The organism is Stenotrophomonas sp. YJH_SMC_64 (genome assembly GCF_059371375.1).
On record NZ_JCAFUN010000014.1, the window covers coordinates 35,970 to 50,910 of the forward strand.

Consider the following 14,941-nt stretch of genomic DNA (forward strand, 5'->3'; position numbering starts at 1 on the left):
ATGTTCGAATCGATGAGGGAGACCCGACGACATTTGGGAAGCGCCGCACTGCTTGCAGTGCAGGCAGCGCTTGCAAGCCTGGCATGTGCGTTCGCACTGCAATCTGCGCTGGACAGCTTCGCCAGATTGAACGCCGGGAGCATCCGGGAGGCAGCATCGATTGGTGTGGTCAGAGTCTCTGATGTCGAAGAAGGCGCGGATGCGGCAGTGCTGCGGGCAGACCTGTCCGCGATCCGGCTGCCCGGTGTTCAGGACACGGTTGTGAGCGACGCTGTTCCGTTCGGGGGAAGAGCCCATCGATACGGCGTATGCACCAGTGAGTCGGCCATGGTGCATTCGATGAACGCGGGCACGGCAGACGTTGCTGGATGTGATCGCGTTCCCGTTGTAACTGCAAGCTCTGGCTTGCTGGCGATGCTGGGCGCGGGAATCGTCCTGGGGCGCGATGCCATGGAGGAGGACATGGTTGAAGGCGCTCCGGTGGTGCTGATCAGTGAATCGCTGGCTGCCCATCTGTTCGGAACGGGGAATGCTGTTGGCCGCCACCTGTATTTCGGCCCCGGCAGCAGCCGGGTCATCGTGGGCGTATTTGCGTCTGTTGCTGGACCGGCGCCAGGCGGCAATGAGCGGGACTCGCAGTGGGTGCTGCTCCCGGGCCTTCCCATGGGCGCCAGTCGCTATTATCTGGCGAAGTGGAGGTCGGAGGTTGATCGTTCATCGCTTGATCGCACCGCCGATGCGCTGCAGCGGCCTTATCGGATCATGCATCCAGCCGGTGTCGAGACGCTGGCGGGTTATCGCGACGCCTACGTCAAAGCTGATCGCTTCGCTACGACCGTGCTCGCGGTCATGACCGCCGTTGTTCTCGGTGTGCTGATGGCCGGCGTTTCCGGAGTTGTGGGCGCGTGGCTTGATCGGCGCCGGCACTCCATTGGGGTCCGACGGACATTGGGTGCTCGCAGGTCCGTGATCTTTGCCGAAATCATGTTCGAGGTTTCACTGTTCACCACGCTGGGCACCCTGCTCGGCGCGTTGTCGTTGCAGTGGGTAGGGTCGCCGCAGGACGGCAGCACAGGTTCACCGTGGTTCTCGATATCGAGCGCTGTCGTGCTGGTGATGGCGGCCTGCTTGACTGCACTGGTACCCCGGGCCCTGCGAATCGCCAAGGAGCCGCCCTTGACCTTGCTGAAGCCGCTGTAGCCCATTCATCCTGTCACCCAGCTTCACCTGCGACAAAGTTAAGCAGCGCGTCACCCGGTCGCATCCCGTCTTAACGAAATCCTCCTAAAGTGGTCCGGTATCCCACCGGTCACAGGCAGGAGGCGTCCCTTGGACGCGTTGTTGTTGTCCCGGATCCAGTTCGGGTTCGTCATCAGTTTCCATGTGCTGTTCCCCGCCTTCACCATTGGCACGGCCAGCTGGCTGGCCTTCATCGAATGGCGCTGGCTGCGCACCAAGCTGCCCGTGTGGCGCGAGCTGTATTTCTTCTGGCAGAAGATCTTCGCGGTGTCGTTCGGCATGGGCGTGGTCAGCGGCATCGTCATGGCCTTCCAGTTCGGAACCAACTGGCCACGGCTGAGCGAGGTGGCCGGCACGGTCATCGGCCCGCTGCTGACCTACGAAGTGCTGACCGCGTTCTTCCTGGAAGCCAGCTTCCTCGGCGTGATGATGTTCGGCTGGGGCCGCGTCTCGCCGCGCCTGCATTTCCTGTCCACCTGCATGGTGGCGCTGGGCACGCTGTTCTCCACGTTCTGGATCCTGTCGTCCAACAGCTGGCTGCATACGCCGGCCGGCTACGAGATGGTCAACGGCGTGGTGCATCCGGTGGACTGGTGGCAGGTGGTGTTCAATCCTTCGTTCCCGTACCGGCTGGCGCACATGGCGCTGGGTTCGTTCATCACCACCTGTTTCGTGATCGGTGGCGTGGGCGCGTGGTACCTGCGCAAGGGCACGCACGTGGAAGCGGGCCGGCGCATGTTGATCGCAGCGGTGGCGTTCGCGGCACTGACCGTGCCGGTGCAGATTTTCGTCGGCGACATGCATGGCCTGAACACGCTCAAGCACCAGCCGATGAAGATCGCGGCGATGGAAGCGCACTGGCATGAAACCAAGGAGGGCGAGGGCGTACCGCTGGTGGTGTTCGCGCTGCCGAACGAGAAGGAAGAGCGCAATGATTTCGAAGTTGCCATTCCGAAGCTGGGCAGCGTGATCCTCACCCACAGCCTGGACGGTACCTTCGACCCGCTCACCTCGGTACCGTCCAGCGAGCGGCCGCCGGTGACGCCGGTGTTCTTCGCCTTCCGCATCATGGTCGGGCTGGGCACGCTGATGCTGCTGCTGGCCTGGGTGTCGGCGTTCCAGTTGTGGCGCAGGAAGCTGCTGGATTCGCCGTGGCTGCTGCGCGGCTGGAACTGGATGCTGCCCAGCGGCTTCATCGCGCTGCTGTCCGGGTGGTTCGTCACCGAGATGGGCCGCCAGCCGTGGGTGGTGTATGGCGTGCTGCGCACTGCTGATGCGGTCGGCCCGCAGAGCGCGTGGATGACCGCGCTGTCGCTGGGTGTCTACGTGGTCGGCTACGCCTTCGTGTTCGGCTGGGGCATCTGGTACCTGGTGAAGATCCTGCGCCACGGACCGCGGCCACATGATGATGGGCCGTCGCTGGACCACGGCAGCCACACCCCGGCACGCCCGCTGTCGGCGGCAGACGAACCGCTGGAGGAGCGCTGACATGGACCTGATGACCTGGCTGCCGGTGGCGTGGTTCGCGGTGATCGGCTTCGGCGTGCTGATGTACGTGGTGCTGGACGGTTTCGTGCTCGGCATCGGCATCCTCGCCCCGTTCGCCGAGGACGAGGAACAGTTGGACCTGATGATGAACACCGCCGCGCCGATCTGGGACGGCAACGAGACCTGGCTGGTGCTGGGTGGCGCCGGCCTGCTGGCGGCGTTCCCGAAGGCCTATGCGGTGCTGCTGTCGGCGCTGTACCTGCCGGTGCTGCTGCTGGTGGTGGCGCTGGTGTTCCGCGGCGTGGCGTTCGAGTTCCGCTTCAAGGCGCATCGATCGCGCCGGCTGTGGAGCGTGGCGTTCGGCCTCGGTTCGCTGCTGGCCACGTTTGCCCAGGGCGTGATACTCGGCACCCTGGTGCAGGGCATCCCGCTGGTGGACGGTGTCTATCAGGGCGGGCCGTTCGCCTGGTTCAGCCCGTTCGCGATGCTGACCGGTGCTGCGCTGGTGGCCGGCTATGCACTGCTGGGCAGCACCTGGCTGATCCTGAAGACCGAAGGCCGCGTGCAGGCGCTGGCACGGCAGATGACCCGGCCGCTGGTGGTGGCGGTGATCGCAGCGATGGGCCTGGTCAGCAGCTGGCTGCCGTTCCTCGATTCGCGGCTGATGGCGCGCTGGTTCAGCGACGGCAACTTCTGGTGGCTGTCGCCGGTGCCGCTGTTGACCCTGGCGGTGGCCGCCGCGCTGTGGCGCAGTGCGACCCATCCGCGCCGCGACCTGCCGCCGTTCCTGCTCAGCCTGGCGCTGTTCGTGCTTGGTTTCCTTGGCCTGGTGCTGGGCATGTGGCCGTACCTGCTGCCGCCGTCGATGACCCTGTGGCAGGCCGCCGCGCCGGCCTCCTCGCTGGGCTTCACCCTGGTCGGGCTGGTCATTCTGCTGCCGGTCATCCTCGGCTATACGGCGTGGTCGTACCGGGTGTTCCGCGGCAAGGTGCACGCCGACACCGGTTACCACTGATGGGTTGAAGGCGGGGCCCGCCGGTGCCGGGCCCCGTGTTGGGGAATGTGAAACCTGCACACCCCGGGCGGGACGTGCTAGCGTGCGCTCCTTTCCGGCAGCCAGGGGGGCAGCCGGCGACGTCCTGGACGGACGCACGGCTGCAGGAATGGGGGGCCGCCGCGCGTCGCCGTAATGGCTCGTGCCTATCGTTCTCCCGTTGAAGCACCAACGCTAAATGATTGAATTCTCCATCGTCGACTGGGCCGCGTGGGCGCCCGGCCTGAGCGAGCGTAGCCAGTGGCTGGGCTGGGCCGAAGCGCCGTACCTGCCGCACGGCGGGGATACGCCGGCACTGGCAGAGGTTCCGGCAATGCAACGCCGTCGCATCGAGCGGTTGGGCCGCATGGCGATCCAGACCGCGTGCTGGTGCGAGGACGGGCAGGGGGCCGACAGCGACGTGCCGCTGGTGTTCGCCAGCCGCCATGGCGACGTCGCACGTTCGATGGACCTGCTGGGGGCGCTGGTCGGCGACCAGCCGTTGTCGCCCACCGGATTTGGCCTGTCGGTGCACAACGCGATCGCCGCGCTGTATTCAATCGCCCGCGGCCATCGCGGCAACTACCTGGCATTGGCTGCTGGCCAGGCAACGGTCGAAGCCGCGTGCCTGGAGGCCGTCGCCCTGCTTGCCGATGGCGCCCGCGAGGTACGGGTGGTGGTCTACGAGTCGCCGCTACCGGAGGTTTACGCGACGTTCGCCGACGAACCCGACCCGTTCTTCGCCTGGTGCTGGCGTTTGACCGCGCCAGCAGAGGGCCGGCCGACGCTGGCGCTGCAGTGGCAGCCGGCCGACGGCCAGGCCAGCACTGTGCCCGGCCTGCTGCCGCACGCGCTGGACCTGCATCGCTTCCTGTTGTCCGGCGCGCCAGTGCTGGAGCACGTGGCCCATGGCCAGCGCTGGCGCTGGGGCCGCCGTGAGTGAGCTGCCGCGCCGCCTCGACCACGCCTGGCGGGTGTTTGGCACCGGCCTGAGCTTTGTTGCGTTTGGCCTGGGCGGGCTGCTGCTCGGCGTCCTGGTGATGCCGGTACTGCTGCTGATGCGGGACCCGGTGGCCCGTCGCCGGCGCGCCCGGCGCGTGGTCCAGGTCGCGTTCGCCAGCCATCTGCGGCTGATGCGCGGGCTGGGGGTGATGACCTACGAGATCGAGGGCGGTGAACGCCTGCAGCGTGACGGCCTGCTGGTGCTGGCCAACCACCCGACCCTGATCGACGTGGTCTGCCTGATCTCGCTGCTTCCCAACGCCGACTGCGTGGTCAAGCGGGCCGTGGCCTGCAACCCGTTCATGCGCGGTCCGGTACGGGCCGCCGGCTACATCTCCAATGACGATGGCGCCGGCCTGGTCGATGACTGCGTGGCCGCGGTGCATGCCGGCGGCACCCTGGTCATCTTTCCGGAGGGCACCCGCAGCGTGCCCGGGCAGCCGCCGCGCCTGCAGCGCGGGGCCGCCAACATCGCCGTACGGGGCCGCATCGACGTCACCCCGGTGCGGATCACCTGCAGCCCGCCAACCCTGACCAAGGGACAGAAGTGGTATCGTGTCCCCTCACGTCGCTTTCACGTTCGGCTGCAGATCGGCGAAGATATCCCGATCGCGCCTTTCTTGGCCGAAGACGACTCGCCAAGGGGGGATGCCTTGGCGGCACGCCGCGTTACCGAGCACCTTTCTCGTTATTTCGACCTGTCTGGAGAGCCGCCCCGTGCAAGCACTTGAGCACGAGATCAAGGAATTGATCATTTCCTCCCTTTCGCTGGAGGACATCACGCCGGAGGACATCGATCCGACCGCGCCGCTGTTCGTCGAGGGCCTCGGCCTGGATTCGATCGACGCGCTGGAGCTGGGCCTGGCGTTGCAGAAGAAGTACGGTGTCAGCCTCTCGGCCGATTCGGAAGAAACCCGTCGCCATTTCTCCAGCGTGCGCGCGCTCGGCGAGTTCGTCGCCGCCCGCCAGTCGTAACGGCGCCAGGAATTGCCATGACCAAGAATGAACTGTTCGAACGCATCGTCAGCATCCTGACCGACAGCTTCGAGATCGAAACCGCCCGGATCACCCCCGAGGCACGCCTGTACGACGACCTGGATATCGACAGCATCGATGCGGTCGACCTGATCGTGCAGCTCAAGCCGCTGCTGGGCCGCAATCTGCAGCCGGAAGCGTTCAAGGCCGTGCGCACCGTGCAGGACATCGTCGATGTCGTGCATGGGTTGCTGCCGGACCAGGCAGCCGCCTGACCGCAGCGCCGGCGGCTCCGCCATGGCACGCGCACGCACGGTCGTGGTGGCTGCGATCTCGCTGGCCTACCCGGTGCTGGTGTACCTGGCGATGGGCCGTTTCGAGCCACGCTGGCTGTCGCTGCTGCTGTTCACCCTGGCCCTGCTGCGTGCGCTGAGTACGCGCCAGCCGCTGTGGTGGGCCGCCGCCGCGGGAACCGGCCTGCTGGCCGTGTTGGCCACCGTGCTGAACCAGGCCCTGCCGCTGAAGCTGTATCCGGCGCTGGTCAACATGGTGATGCTGGCGGTGTTCGGCACCAGCCTGCGCTTCGGCCCGCCGCTGGTGGAACGCCTGGCGCGGTTGCAGGAGCCGGACCTGCCGGCGTTCGCGGTGGCCTATACCCGCCGCGTCACCCAGGTGTGGTGTGGCTTCTTCGTTCTCAACGGCAGCCTGGCCCTGCTGACCGCGCTTTACGCGTCGGACCGGGTCTGGATGCTCTACAACGGATTGTTGGCGTACGTGATGATGGGCGTGTTGTTTGCAGGTGAGTGGCTGGTGCGGCGTCGGGTCAAGGCAGCGCACGCGCATGGCTGAGTGGATTGCCCTGGACCGGCTGCTGGTGGACCCGCAGCCGCAGCGCAGCATCGGCGTGTGCGATGGCGAGGTGATCGACCATTCCCGCTTCCGCCAGCGGGTGCTGGCCTGGCGTGCGGCCTTTGCTGCTGCCGATGGCCGTGACTGGGCCCTGTACTTCGATGATGCGGTGGCCTTCGCTGCTGCGCTGTTCGGCGCCTGGCATGCCGGCAAGCGGGTGTTCCTGGCTGCCGACAACCTGCCGGCCACGCTGCAGGCGCTGCAGCCACAGGTGAGCGGTTTTGCCGGCGATGTTTCCGCCGACTACCGAGCGCTGGTTGCCCCCACCGTTGGCGTGGACGGCGAACTGCAGGTGCTGGACGAGCGCGCCTGCGAGCTGTGCGTGTTCACCTCCGGCAGCACGGGCCAGCCCAGTGCGATCAACAAGCGCATGGACCAGCTGGCGCGCGAGGTGGATGCGCTGCAGGCTGCGTTCGGCGCGCAGCTGGAAGGCGTGCAGGTGCATGGCACGGTGTCCCACCAGCACATCTACGGCCTGCTGTTCCGGGTGCTGTGGCCGCTGGCCGCCGGCCGCCTGATCCATCCGCGCCGGTTCTTCCACGAAGACCTGGTGGGCGCGCTGGCCGGTACCGACACGGTGCTGGTGGCGACGCCAGCCCACCTCAAGCGCCTGCCCGAGCAGCTCGACTGGGCCAGCCTGCACGGCCGCCTGCGCGCGGTGTTCTCCTCCGGTGGCCCGCTGCCCGAAGGAGCCGCACGCCAGGTACGGCAATGGCTGGGCGTGGCACCGACCGAGGTTTACGGCAGCAGCGAAACCGGGGGTATCGCCTGGCGCCGCTGGGATACCGACCTGCCACCGTGGCAGCCGTTGCCGGGCGTGCAGTGGCGCATCGAGGATGGCTGCCTGGCCGTCGCCTCGGCGCATCTGGAAACCCTCGACTGGTGGCGCACCCAGGACCGCGTGGAAGCCCTGGCCGATGGCCGCTTCCGCCTGCTGGGCCGTGCCGACCGCATCGTCAAGATCGAGGAGCGCCGCGTTTCGCTGGATGCGCTGGAACGCGCGCTGCGCGAAGACACCGAAGTGGACGATGTGAGAGTACTGGTCCTGCCAGGACAGCGTGAGCAGCTGGCAGCGGTGGTGGTACCGGCCAGCCTGGCGCTGCTGGAGGGCGGTGACGCCGCGCGCCGCGCGCTGGGCCAGCGCCTTGGCGCGCGCCTGGCACAGGCGCATGACGCGGTCACCCGGCCGCGCCGCTGGCGCCTGGTGGATGCGCTGCCGATCAATGCACAGGGCAAGGTCACCCAGGCGGCACTGGCGGCGCTGTTCCAGCCGCTCATGCCGGTGCCGGTCTGGGATCACCGCGATGCTGCCAGCGCTACGTTGCGCATGACCCTCGACCCGGCGCTGCGGCCGTTCCAGGGCCACTTCCCGCAGGCGGCGATCCTGCCCGGCGTGGCGCAGCTGGACTGGGCCGTGCGTTTTGGCCGCCAGGCGTTCAGCATGCCGGCCGGATTCCTGCGCATGGATGCGGTGAAGTTCCAGCACGTGGCCCGCCCGGGCGATGAGCTGACCCTGCAGCTGGACTGGGATGCCACGCGCAATGTGCTGGCCTTCCGCTACACCTCCAGCCACGGTGTGCATGCCAGCGGCAAGGTGGTTTTCGCCGATGCGGACTGATCCGGCCGTTGCCGGTGCCGCGTTCGCGCCACTGGTGGTGATTCCCGTCTACGACCACGAGCACGCCATCGCGGCGGTGGTCGACGGCGTGCAGGCCGCCGGGCTGCCGTGCCTGCTGGTCGACGATGGCTCGCATGAAGCGTGCGCGACGGTGCTGCGTTCGCTGGCACAGCGCCAGGGCGTCGACCTGCTGCGCCTGGACATCAACCAGGGCAAGGGTGGGGCGATGCTGGCCGGTTTTGCTGAAGCCGCTGCGCGTGGCTACAGCCACGTGTTGCAGATCGATGCCGACGGCCAGCACGATACCGCCGACCTGCCGCGTTTCGTCGAGGCGGCGCGTGCGCACCCGGGTGTGGTGATCTGCGGCATCCCGGCCTACGACGCCAGTGTTCCCAAGGCGCGCCTGTACGGACGCTACGCGACCCATATCTGGGTCTGGATCAACACGCTGTCGCTGCACCTGCGCGACACCATGTGCGGCTTCCGCGTGTATCCGCTGCCGCCGGTGCTGCGCCTGATCGGTGAAGAGACCATCGGCCGCCGCATGGATTTCGATACCGAGGTGATGGTGCGCCTGTACTGGCGACAGCTGCCGGTCGAGCACCTGGCCACGCGGGTGACCTATCCCGCCGATGGCGTGTCGCACTTCGATGTGTGGCGCGACAACGTGCGCATCAGCCGCATGCATACACGCCTGTTCTTCGGCATGCTCTGGCGCGCACCGCGCCTGCTGTGGCGCCGCCTGCGGGGGCAGCGCTGAGATGGCGGCCGCGCAGGGCGCTCCGCACTGGGCCGACATCGGCGAATCGACGTCGGTGGCCGGCGTGTTGTTCCTGTGCTGGGTGCACCGCTGGTTCGGGCGCTGGCCGTTCCGACTGTGCGTGTGGCCGGTGGTGGCCTGCCACTGGCTGGGCAACCGCGTCGGCCGCCAGGCCTCCATGCAGTACCTCCAGCGCCTGCAGGCACACAGCGGTGTGCTGGGCCGTGCGCCGACCCGGCGCGACAGCCTGCGCCACTTCTTCGCCTTCGCCGACACGATGCTGGACAAGATCCTCGGCCTGGGCGGGCGCTATCCGGCCGAACGCATCCACCTGCATCGCGACCTGGTGCTGCAGAAGATCGCGCGCCGCGAAGGCGGGCTGATCCTGACCGCGCACATCGGCTGCCTGGAACTGTGTCAGGTGCTGGCCGAACAGGTGCCCGGGTTCCGCATCACCGTGCTGGTGCACACCGCGCATGCGCAGCGCTTCAACCGCCTGCTGCAACGGCTGGACCCGCTGGCGGCGGTGGAACTGGTGCAGGTAACCGAAATGGGCCCGGCCACGGCAGTGATGCTGGCCGAGCGCGTCGCGGCGGGGGGCTTCGTCGCCATCGTCGGCGACCGCACGCCGGTGCAGGGCGGACGCAGCGTCACCGCCGATTTCCTTGGCCACCGCGCCCCGTTCCCGATCGGCGCCTATGTGCTCGCCGCCGCACTGGGCTGCCCGGTCTACACCATGGCCTGCCTGCACCAGGGCGAGGGCTACCGCGTGGCATTCGAACAGTTCGCCGAACGCATCGTGCTGCCGCGCGGCTCACGCGATGCGGCACTGGCCGAACAGGCACAGCGCTTCGCGCGTTGGCTGGAACTCCAGGTCATCCAGTCCCCGTTGGACTGGTTCAATTTCTTCCCCTTCTGGGATCAGGCTCCGCATGACGACTGACGCCGTACCTGTGTGCCGCTTTGGCGATGCACCGTTGACCATCGAAGACGTGGTTGCCCTGGCCCAGCGCCAGTGCGAGGCCGCACTGAGCGACGCGCCGGCATTCCGCGCGCACATCCAGCGCGGTGCCGACTTCCTCGACCGCCTGCTGCGCGAGGACGGCGTGATCTACGGTGTGACCACCGGCTATGGCGATTCGTGCACGGTGAACATCCCACCGGCGCTGGTGGTTGAACTGCCGCACCACCTGTACACCTACCATGGCTGCGGCCTGGGCCGTTACCTGGACCCGGTCGAGACCCGTGCGGTGCTGGCGGCGCGCCTGGCCTCTCTGGTGCGCGGCATGTCCGGTGTAAGCCTGCCGCTGCTGGAAGGCCTGGCCACGCTGCTGCAGCACGACGTGCTGCCGATGATTCCGGCCGAAGGCTCGGTCGGTGCCAGCGGTGACCTGACGCCGCTGTCCTACGTGGCGGCGGTGCTGTGCGGCGAGCGCGAGGTGCTGCACGACGGCCGCGTGCAGCCGGCGGCGGACGTGCTGGCGAAGATCGGCATGAACCCGCTGAAGCTGCGGCCGAAGGAAGGCCTGGCGATCATGAACGGCACCGCGGTGATGACCGGCCTGGCCTGCCTGGCCTGGCAGCGCGCCGACTACCTGGCACGCATGGCTACACGCCTGACCGCGTTCAACGTGCTGGCCAGCGACGGCAACGCGCACCACTTCGACGAAACCCTGTTCGCAGCCAAGCCGCACCCGGGCCAGGGCCGCATCGCCGCGCGCCTGCGCAGCGACCTGCACAGCGAGCGCCCGCCGCGCAATGAACAGCGCCTGCAGGACCGCTACTCGCTGCGCTGCGCACCGCATGTGATCGGCGTGCTGGAGGACAGCCTGCCGTTCCTGCGCCAGCTGATCGAGACCGAACTGAACAGCGCCAACGACAACCCGCTGATCGACGCCGACGGCGAGCGCATCCTGCATGGCGGCCACTTCTACGGGGGCCACATCGCGCTGGCGATGGACACCCTGAAGAACACCGTGGCCAACGTTGCCGATCTGCTCGACCGGCAGCTGGCGCTGGTGGTGGACGCCCGTTACAACCATGGCCTGCCGGCCAACCTGTCGGCGGCCACCGGTCCGCGCGCGGCCATCAACCATGGCCTGAAGGCACTGCAGATCAGCGTGTCGGCCTGGACTGCCGAAGCGCTGAAGCAGACCATGCCGGCCAGCGTGTTCTCGCGTTCCACCGAGTGCCACAACCAGGACAAGGTCAGCATGGGCACCATCGCCGCGCGCGACTGCCTGCGGGTGATCGAGCTGACTGAACAGGTGGTGGCCGCGATGCTGATCGCCGCGCGCCAGGGCCTGGCCCTGCGTGAGCGGGTTGGCCTGAATGCGCAGCTGCATGGCAGTCTGGCCGACATGTACGCCGACCTGGGGCAGCGCATCGCCCTGGTCGAGGAAGACCGCGCGCTGGATCGCGAACTGCGGGAACTGCTGGTGGAGATCCGCGCGCAACGTTGGGAGCTGTATGCCGGTGAATGAGGCTATCGAACGGGTTGGCGAGATTGCGTTGACGCCCGCCTTCCATGACTGCGATCCGATGAACGTGGTCTGGCATGGCAACTACTTCAAGTACTTCGAGATCGCGCGCTGCGCGCTGCTCGGTCGCTACGACTACGACTATCCGCAGATGCTCGAATCGGGCTACCTGTGGCCGGTGGTCGATGCGCGGGTGAAGTACGTGCGCCCGCTGCTGTTCAACCAGGCGCTGCGCGTGATCGCGCGCATCGTGGAATGGGAGAACCGGCTGAAGATCGAGTACGAAATCCTCGATGCGGAAAGCGGCCAGGTGCTGACCCGGGCGATGACCATCCAGGTCGCGGTGGACGCGGCCAGCAAGGAAATGCTGTACCAGTGCCCGCCGGTACTGTGGGAACGCCTGGGAGTGCCTGCGCCATGAACCAAGCGAACCGTTTCGCGCGTGCGCTGCTGTGCGCGCTGCTGCTGGTGGCCGCACCACTGGTGCAGGCGGCCGACCCTGCCATCGATGCGATCACCCAGGCGGTGGCGCGGCCGGATGTGCTGCGTGGCCAGTTCAGCCAGGAAAAGCAGGTGAGTGGCTTCAAGAACCCGCTGCGCTCGCAGGGCCGGTTCGTGGTCGCGCGCCAGCACGGCGTGATCTGGACCACGCTCAAGCCGTTCCCCTCGGAAGTAGTGGTCACCGCCGATCGCATCCTCAGCCGGCAGCGTGATGGCAGCACCCGCGTCGAACTGGACGCGCGGCAGCAGCCGGCGATGCGTTCAGTGAACGCGATCATGTTCGCGTTGATGAGTGGCGACGTGCAGGCACTGTCCAGCCAGTTCAACGTGGCGGCCAGCCGTGAAGGGCAGGGCTGGCGGCTGCGCCTGACGCCGAAGTCGGCGATGCTGGCCAAGGCCTTCGAATCGCTGACCCTGCAGGGCGACCGCTACGTGCGCCAGGTCGAGATCGTCGAGGCCAACAAGGACCGCACGCAGATCCAGTTCAGCGCGTTGAGCGAGGCGCCGGCCACGCTCAATGCCGACGAGGCCCGCCGCTTTGAGTGAGGCCGTGGCATCGAACGCACCGGACCGGTTGCGGCGCTGGTGGCACTGGCTGGGCATTGCCTGGCTGCTGGTGCTGCTGGCGCTGGGCGCGCAGCAGTGGCAGCTGTGGAGCCAGCAATCGCGGATCGACACCGACATCCTCGCCCTGCTGCCGCAGGATGCGCACGACCGCCTGTTGAGCGACGTCACCCGGCGCATTGCCGATGGCAGTTCGCGGCAGGTCGTGGTGCTGCTCGGCAGCAAGGACAGCGCGGCTGCCAAGCGCGCGCAGGCGGCCTTTGCGGCGGCCATGGCCAAGGATGCCGACCATGCCTTGCTGGTACCCAGCGGTTCGATCGAAGGCTGGTTTGACGAGGCGCGCGCGTTCTACGCGCCGTACCGCGACCGCCTGCTGACACCGGCCCAGCGCGAGCAGTTGCTGGGCAGCGAACCGGGCGTGTTGGCCGAGCAGGCGCTGGCTGCGCTGTATGGCCCGATGGGTGCGCCGCGATTGACTGAATGGCGCCAGGATCCGTTGTCGCTGTGGCCGCAGTGGTGGCAGCAGCAGGCGCAGGGTTCGGGCCTGCGGTTGGGCGATGACGGCCTGCTTGAAGCCGAGGGCAGGCATTGGGCCGTGCTGCAGTTCGATACGCCCGGCTCGGCGTTCCAGCTGGATGGCGAGCGCCACCTCGATGGCCTGCTGGAACGTGCCGGGCAGGCCGCCACGGCGGCGGCGCCTGAGCTTGAAATCCTGCATGCCGGCGTGCCGCTGCATGCCGAGGCCGCCGCGGTGCAGGCCAACCAGGAGATCAACACCATCGGTTGGGGGTCGTTGGCGGCGGTGCTGCTGCTGGTGTGGCTGGCATTCCGCTCGCTGCGCCCGATCCTGCTGGTGGCCGCCTCGCTGCTGATCGGCTGTGGCGTGGCGCTGGCGGTGACCGTGCTGGTGTTCGGCAAGGTGCACGTGCTGACCCTGGTGTTTGGTGCGTCGCTGGTGGGCGTGGCCGAGGATTACGGCATTCACTGGTTCGCCTCGCGCCAGGCCGAACCGGCCGATCGTCGCTGGAAACTGCTGCGGCATCTGCTGCCCGGCCTGTGGCTGGCCCTGCTGACCAGTGCGCTGGCCTACCTGGCATTGGGCCTGGCCCCGTTCCCCGGCCTGCGCCAGATGGCACTGTTCTCGGTGGTGGGCCTGGCCGCAGCTTTCCTCACGGTGATCTTCTGGTTCCCGTGGCTCGACGGTGGCGAGATCCGCCAGACCCGCTTCTCGCAGTGGCTGGGCAATACGCTGGAGCGCTTCCCGCGCCTGCATGGCCGCCGCGCGGTGACGATGTTCGTGGTGATCACGCTGGCGCTGTCTGCCATCGGCATCGCGCGCCTGCAGAGCAACGACGACCTGCGCAGCCTGCAGTCCTCGCCGCCGGCATTGATGGCGCAGCAGATCCGCCTGAGCCAGTTGCTGGGCATGCCCAGTCCGGCGCAGTTCTACCTGGTGCAGGGTGTCGATGCCGCGCAGCTGCTGCAGCGCGAGGAAGCACTGACCGAGCGCCTGCGTGTGTTGGCCACCGACAAGCGCATTGGTGGCTATCGCGCGATCAGCGATTGGCTGCCATCACCGGCACGCCAGCAGGCCGATGCTGCGCTGACCGCGAAGGTGGAACCCGGCGTGCTGTCGGCCGTGTCCGAGGCGGTGGGCGAGCCGCTGCAGCGGCCGCAGTTCGCCGGCGCGCCGCTCACCGCCGAAGCCTTCCTGGCCTCGCCGGCCTCGCAGCCGTTCCGCCACCTGTGGGTGGGTGAAGTCGGTGGGCAGATGATCAGCGTGGTGATGGTCGATGACCTGTCGCGCGCCGATGCCCTGGCCACGCTGCAGGGTGCTGCCGAAGGCCTGCCCGGCGTGCGCTGGGTAGACCGCACCTCCGATTTCTCCAAGCTGCTGGGCCACTACCGCAAGCTGATGGGCGGGCTGCTGCTGGTCGGCATCGCACTGGTGTTCGGTGCGCTGTGGCTGCGCTACCGCCGCCAGGCCTGGCGCGTATTTGCCCCCACCCTGATTGCCGGCGCACTGACCCTGGGCCTGCTGGGCCTGTTCGGCCAGCCGCTGCAGCTGTTCAACGTGCTGGCGCTGATGCTGCTGCTGGGCATGGGCATCGACTACGGCATCTTCCTGATCGAACACCGTGGCGATGCCAGCGCATGGCTGGCGGTCTGCGTGGGTGCGGCCAGCACCTGGCTGTCGTTCGGCCTGCTGGGCCTGTCGCAGACCCCGGCGCTGCGCGCGTTCGGCCTGACCCTGCTGTTCGGCATCGGCCTGGTCTGGCTGATCTCGCCACTGTTCCGGCCGCCACCGCATGACCTGCCGCCGGCCTGAGTCCGCCTTCCGCTTTTCTTCTTTCCCTGATCGAGCAACAAGG

15 protein-coding genes are annotated in these 14,941 nt (G+C 67.8%); all 15 read left to right on the plus strand.

Annotated elements, in window-relative coordinates:
- The 15 genes from AC5P9L_RS15810 to AC5P9L_RS15880 all read left to right on the plus strand — a co-directional run bounded on the left by AC5P9L_RS15810 (position 1) and on the right by AC5P9L_RS15880 (position 14,898).
- Positions 1–1,200: an FtsX-like permease family protein gene (locus tag AC5P9L_RS15810; protein ID WP_099473863.1), complete on the plus strand. Its 1,200-nt coding sequence runs from the start codon at positions 1–3 to the stop codon at positions 1,198–1,200.
- 129 nt (positions 1,201–1,329) lie between these two features.
- A complete protein-coding gene (locus AC5P9L_RS15815) occupies positions 1,330–2,727 on the plus strand; it encodes a cytochrome ubiquinol oxidase subunit I (RefSeq protein WP_024957719.1) in 1,398 nt (465 codons plus the stop codon).
- Position 2,728: 1 nt separating this feature from the next.
- Positions 2,729–3,742, plus strand: a complete 1,014-nt coding sequence (gene cydB / locus AC5P9L_RS15820) for a cytochrome d ubiquinol oxidase subunit II (RefSeq protein WP_005414876.1) — start codon at positions 2,729–2,731, stop codon at positions 3,740–3,742.
- A gap of 217 nt (positions 3,743–3,959) precedes the next feature.
- Positions 3,960–4,703, plus strand: coding sequence for a beta-ketoacyl synthase chain length factor (locus AC5P9L_RS15825; RefSeq protein WP_279915634.1), 744 nt, complete (start codon positions 3,960–3,962; stop codon positions 4,701–4,703).
- Complete coding sequence (locus AC5P9L_RS15830) at positions 4,696–5,493, plus strand: lysophospholipid acyltransferase family protein (RefSeq protein ID WP_005414875.1); 798 nt, start codon at positions 4,696–4,698, stop codon at positions 5,491–5,493. Before AC5P9L_RS15825 ends, AC5P9L_RS15830 begins: the two co-directional genes overlap by 8 nt.
- Entirely contained in the window at positions 5,480–5,737 is a 258-nt protein-coding gene (locus tag AC5P9L_RS15835) for a phosphopantetheine-binding protein (protein ID WP_005411610.1), read from the plus strand. Before AC5P9L_RS15830 ends, AC5P9L_RS15835 begins: the two co-directional genes overlap by 14 nt.
- 17 nt (positions 5,738–5,754) lie before the next feature.
- Positions 5,755–6,012 carry an acyl carrier protein gene (locus tag AC5P9L_RS15840; RefSeq protein ID WP_005411609.1) on the plus strand — a complete coding sequence of 86 codons (258 nt, stop codon included), beginning with the start codon at positions 5,755–5,757 and terminating at the stop codon, positions 6,010–6,012.
- Between the two features lie 22 nt (positions 6,013–6,034).
- Positions 6,035–6,586, plus strand: coding sequence for a COG4648 family protein (locus tag AC5P9L_RS15845; protein ID WP_005414874.1), 552 nt, complete (start codon positions 6,035–6,037; stop codon positions 6,584–6,586).
- Positions 6,579–8,264 carry an ApeI family dehydratase gene (locus AC5P9L_RS15850; RefSeq protein WP_279915635.1) on the plus strand — a complete coding sequence of 562 codons (1,686 nt, stop codon included), beginning with the start codon at positions 6,579–6,581 and terminating at the stop codon, positions 8,262–8,264. The genes AC5P9L_RS15845 and AC5P9L_RS15850 overlap by 8 nt, the downstream gene beginning before the upstream one ends.
- Entirely contained in the window at positions 8,254–9,024 is a 771-nt protein-coding gene (locus tag AC5P9L_RS15855) for a glycosyltransferase family 2 protein (protein ID WP_043034442.1), read from the plus strand. The genes AC5P9L_RS15850 and AC5P9L_RS15855 overlap by 11 nt, the downstream gene beginning before the upstream one ends.
- Position 9,025: 1 nt before the next feature.
- On the plus strand, positions 9,026–9,967 hold the full coding sequence (locus tag AC5P9L_RS15860) for a lysophospholipid acyltransferase family protein (RefSeq protein WP_005414871.1): 942 nt from the start codon (positions 9,026–9,028) through the stop codon (positions 9,965–9,967).
- A complete protein-coding gene (locus AC5P9L_RS15865) occupies positions 9,957–11,507 on the plus strand; it encodes an HAL/PAL/TAL family ammonia-lyase (protein ID WP_262101823.1) in 1,551 nt (516 codons plus the stop codon). The genes AC5P9L_RS15860 and AC5P9L_RS15865 overlap by 11 nt, the downstream gene beginning before the upstream one ends.
- Positions 11,494–11,925: an acyl-CoA thioesterase gene (locus tag AC5P9L_RS15870; RefSeq protein WP_043034444.1), complete on the plus strand. Its 432-nt coding sequence runs from the start codon at positions 11,494–11,496 to the stop codon at positions 11,923–11,925. The genes AC5P9L_RS15865 and AC5P9L_RS15870 overlap by 14 nt, the downstream gene beginning before the upstream one ends.
- Entirely contained in the window at positions 11,922–12,551 is a 630-nt protein-coding gene (locus tag AC5P9L_RS15875; protein ID WP_262101822.1) for an outer membrane lipoprotein carrier protein LolA, read from the plus strand. Before AC5P9L_RS15870 ends, AC5P9L_RS15875 begins: the two co-directional genes overlap by 4 nt.
- Entirely contained in the window at positions 12,523–14,898 is a 2,376-nt protein-coding gene (locus tag AC5P9L_RS15880; protein ID WP_032964027.1) for an MMPL family transporter, read from the plus strand. Before AC5P9L_RS15875 ends, AC5P9L_RS15880 begins: the two co-directional genes overlap by 29 nt.
- Positions 14,899–14,941 lie beyond the last annotated feature (43 nt).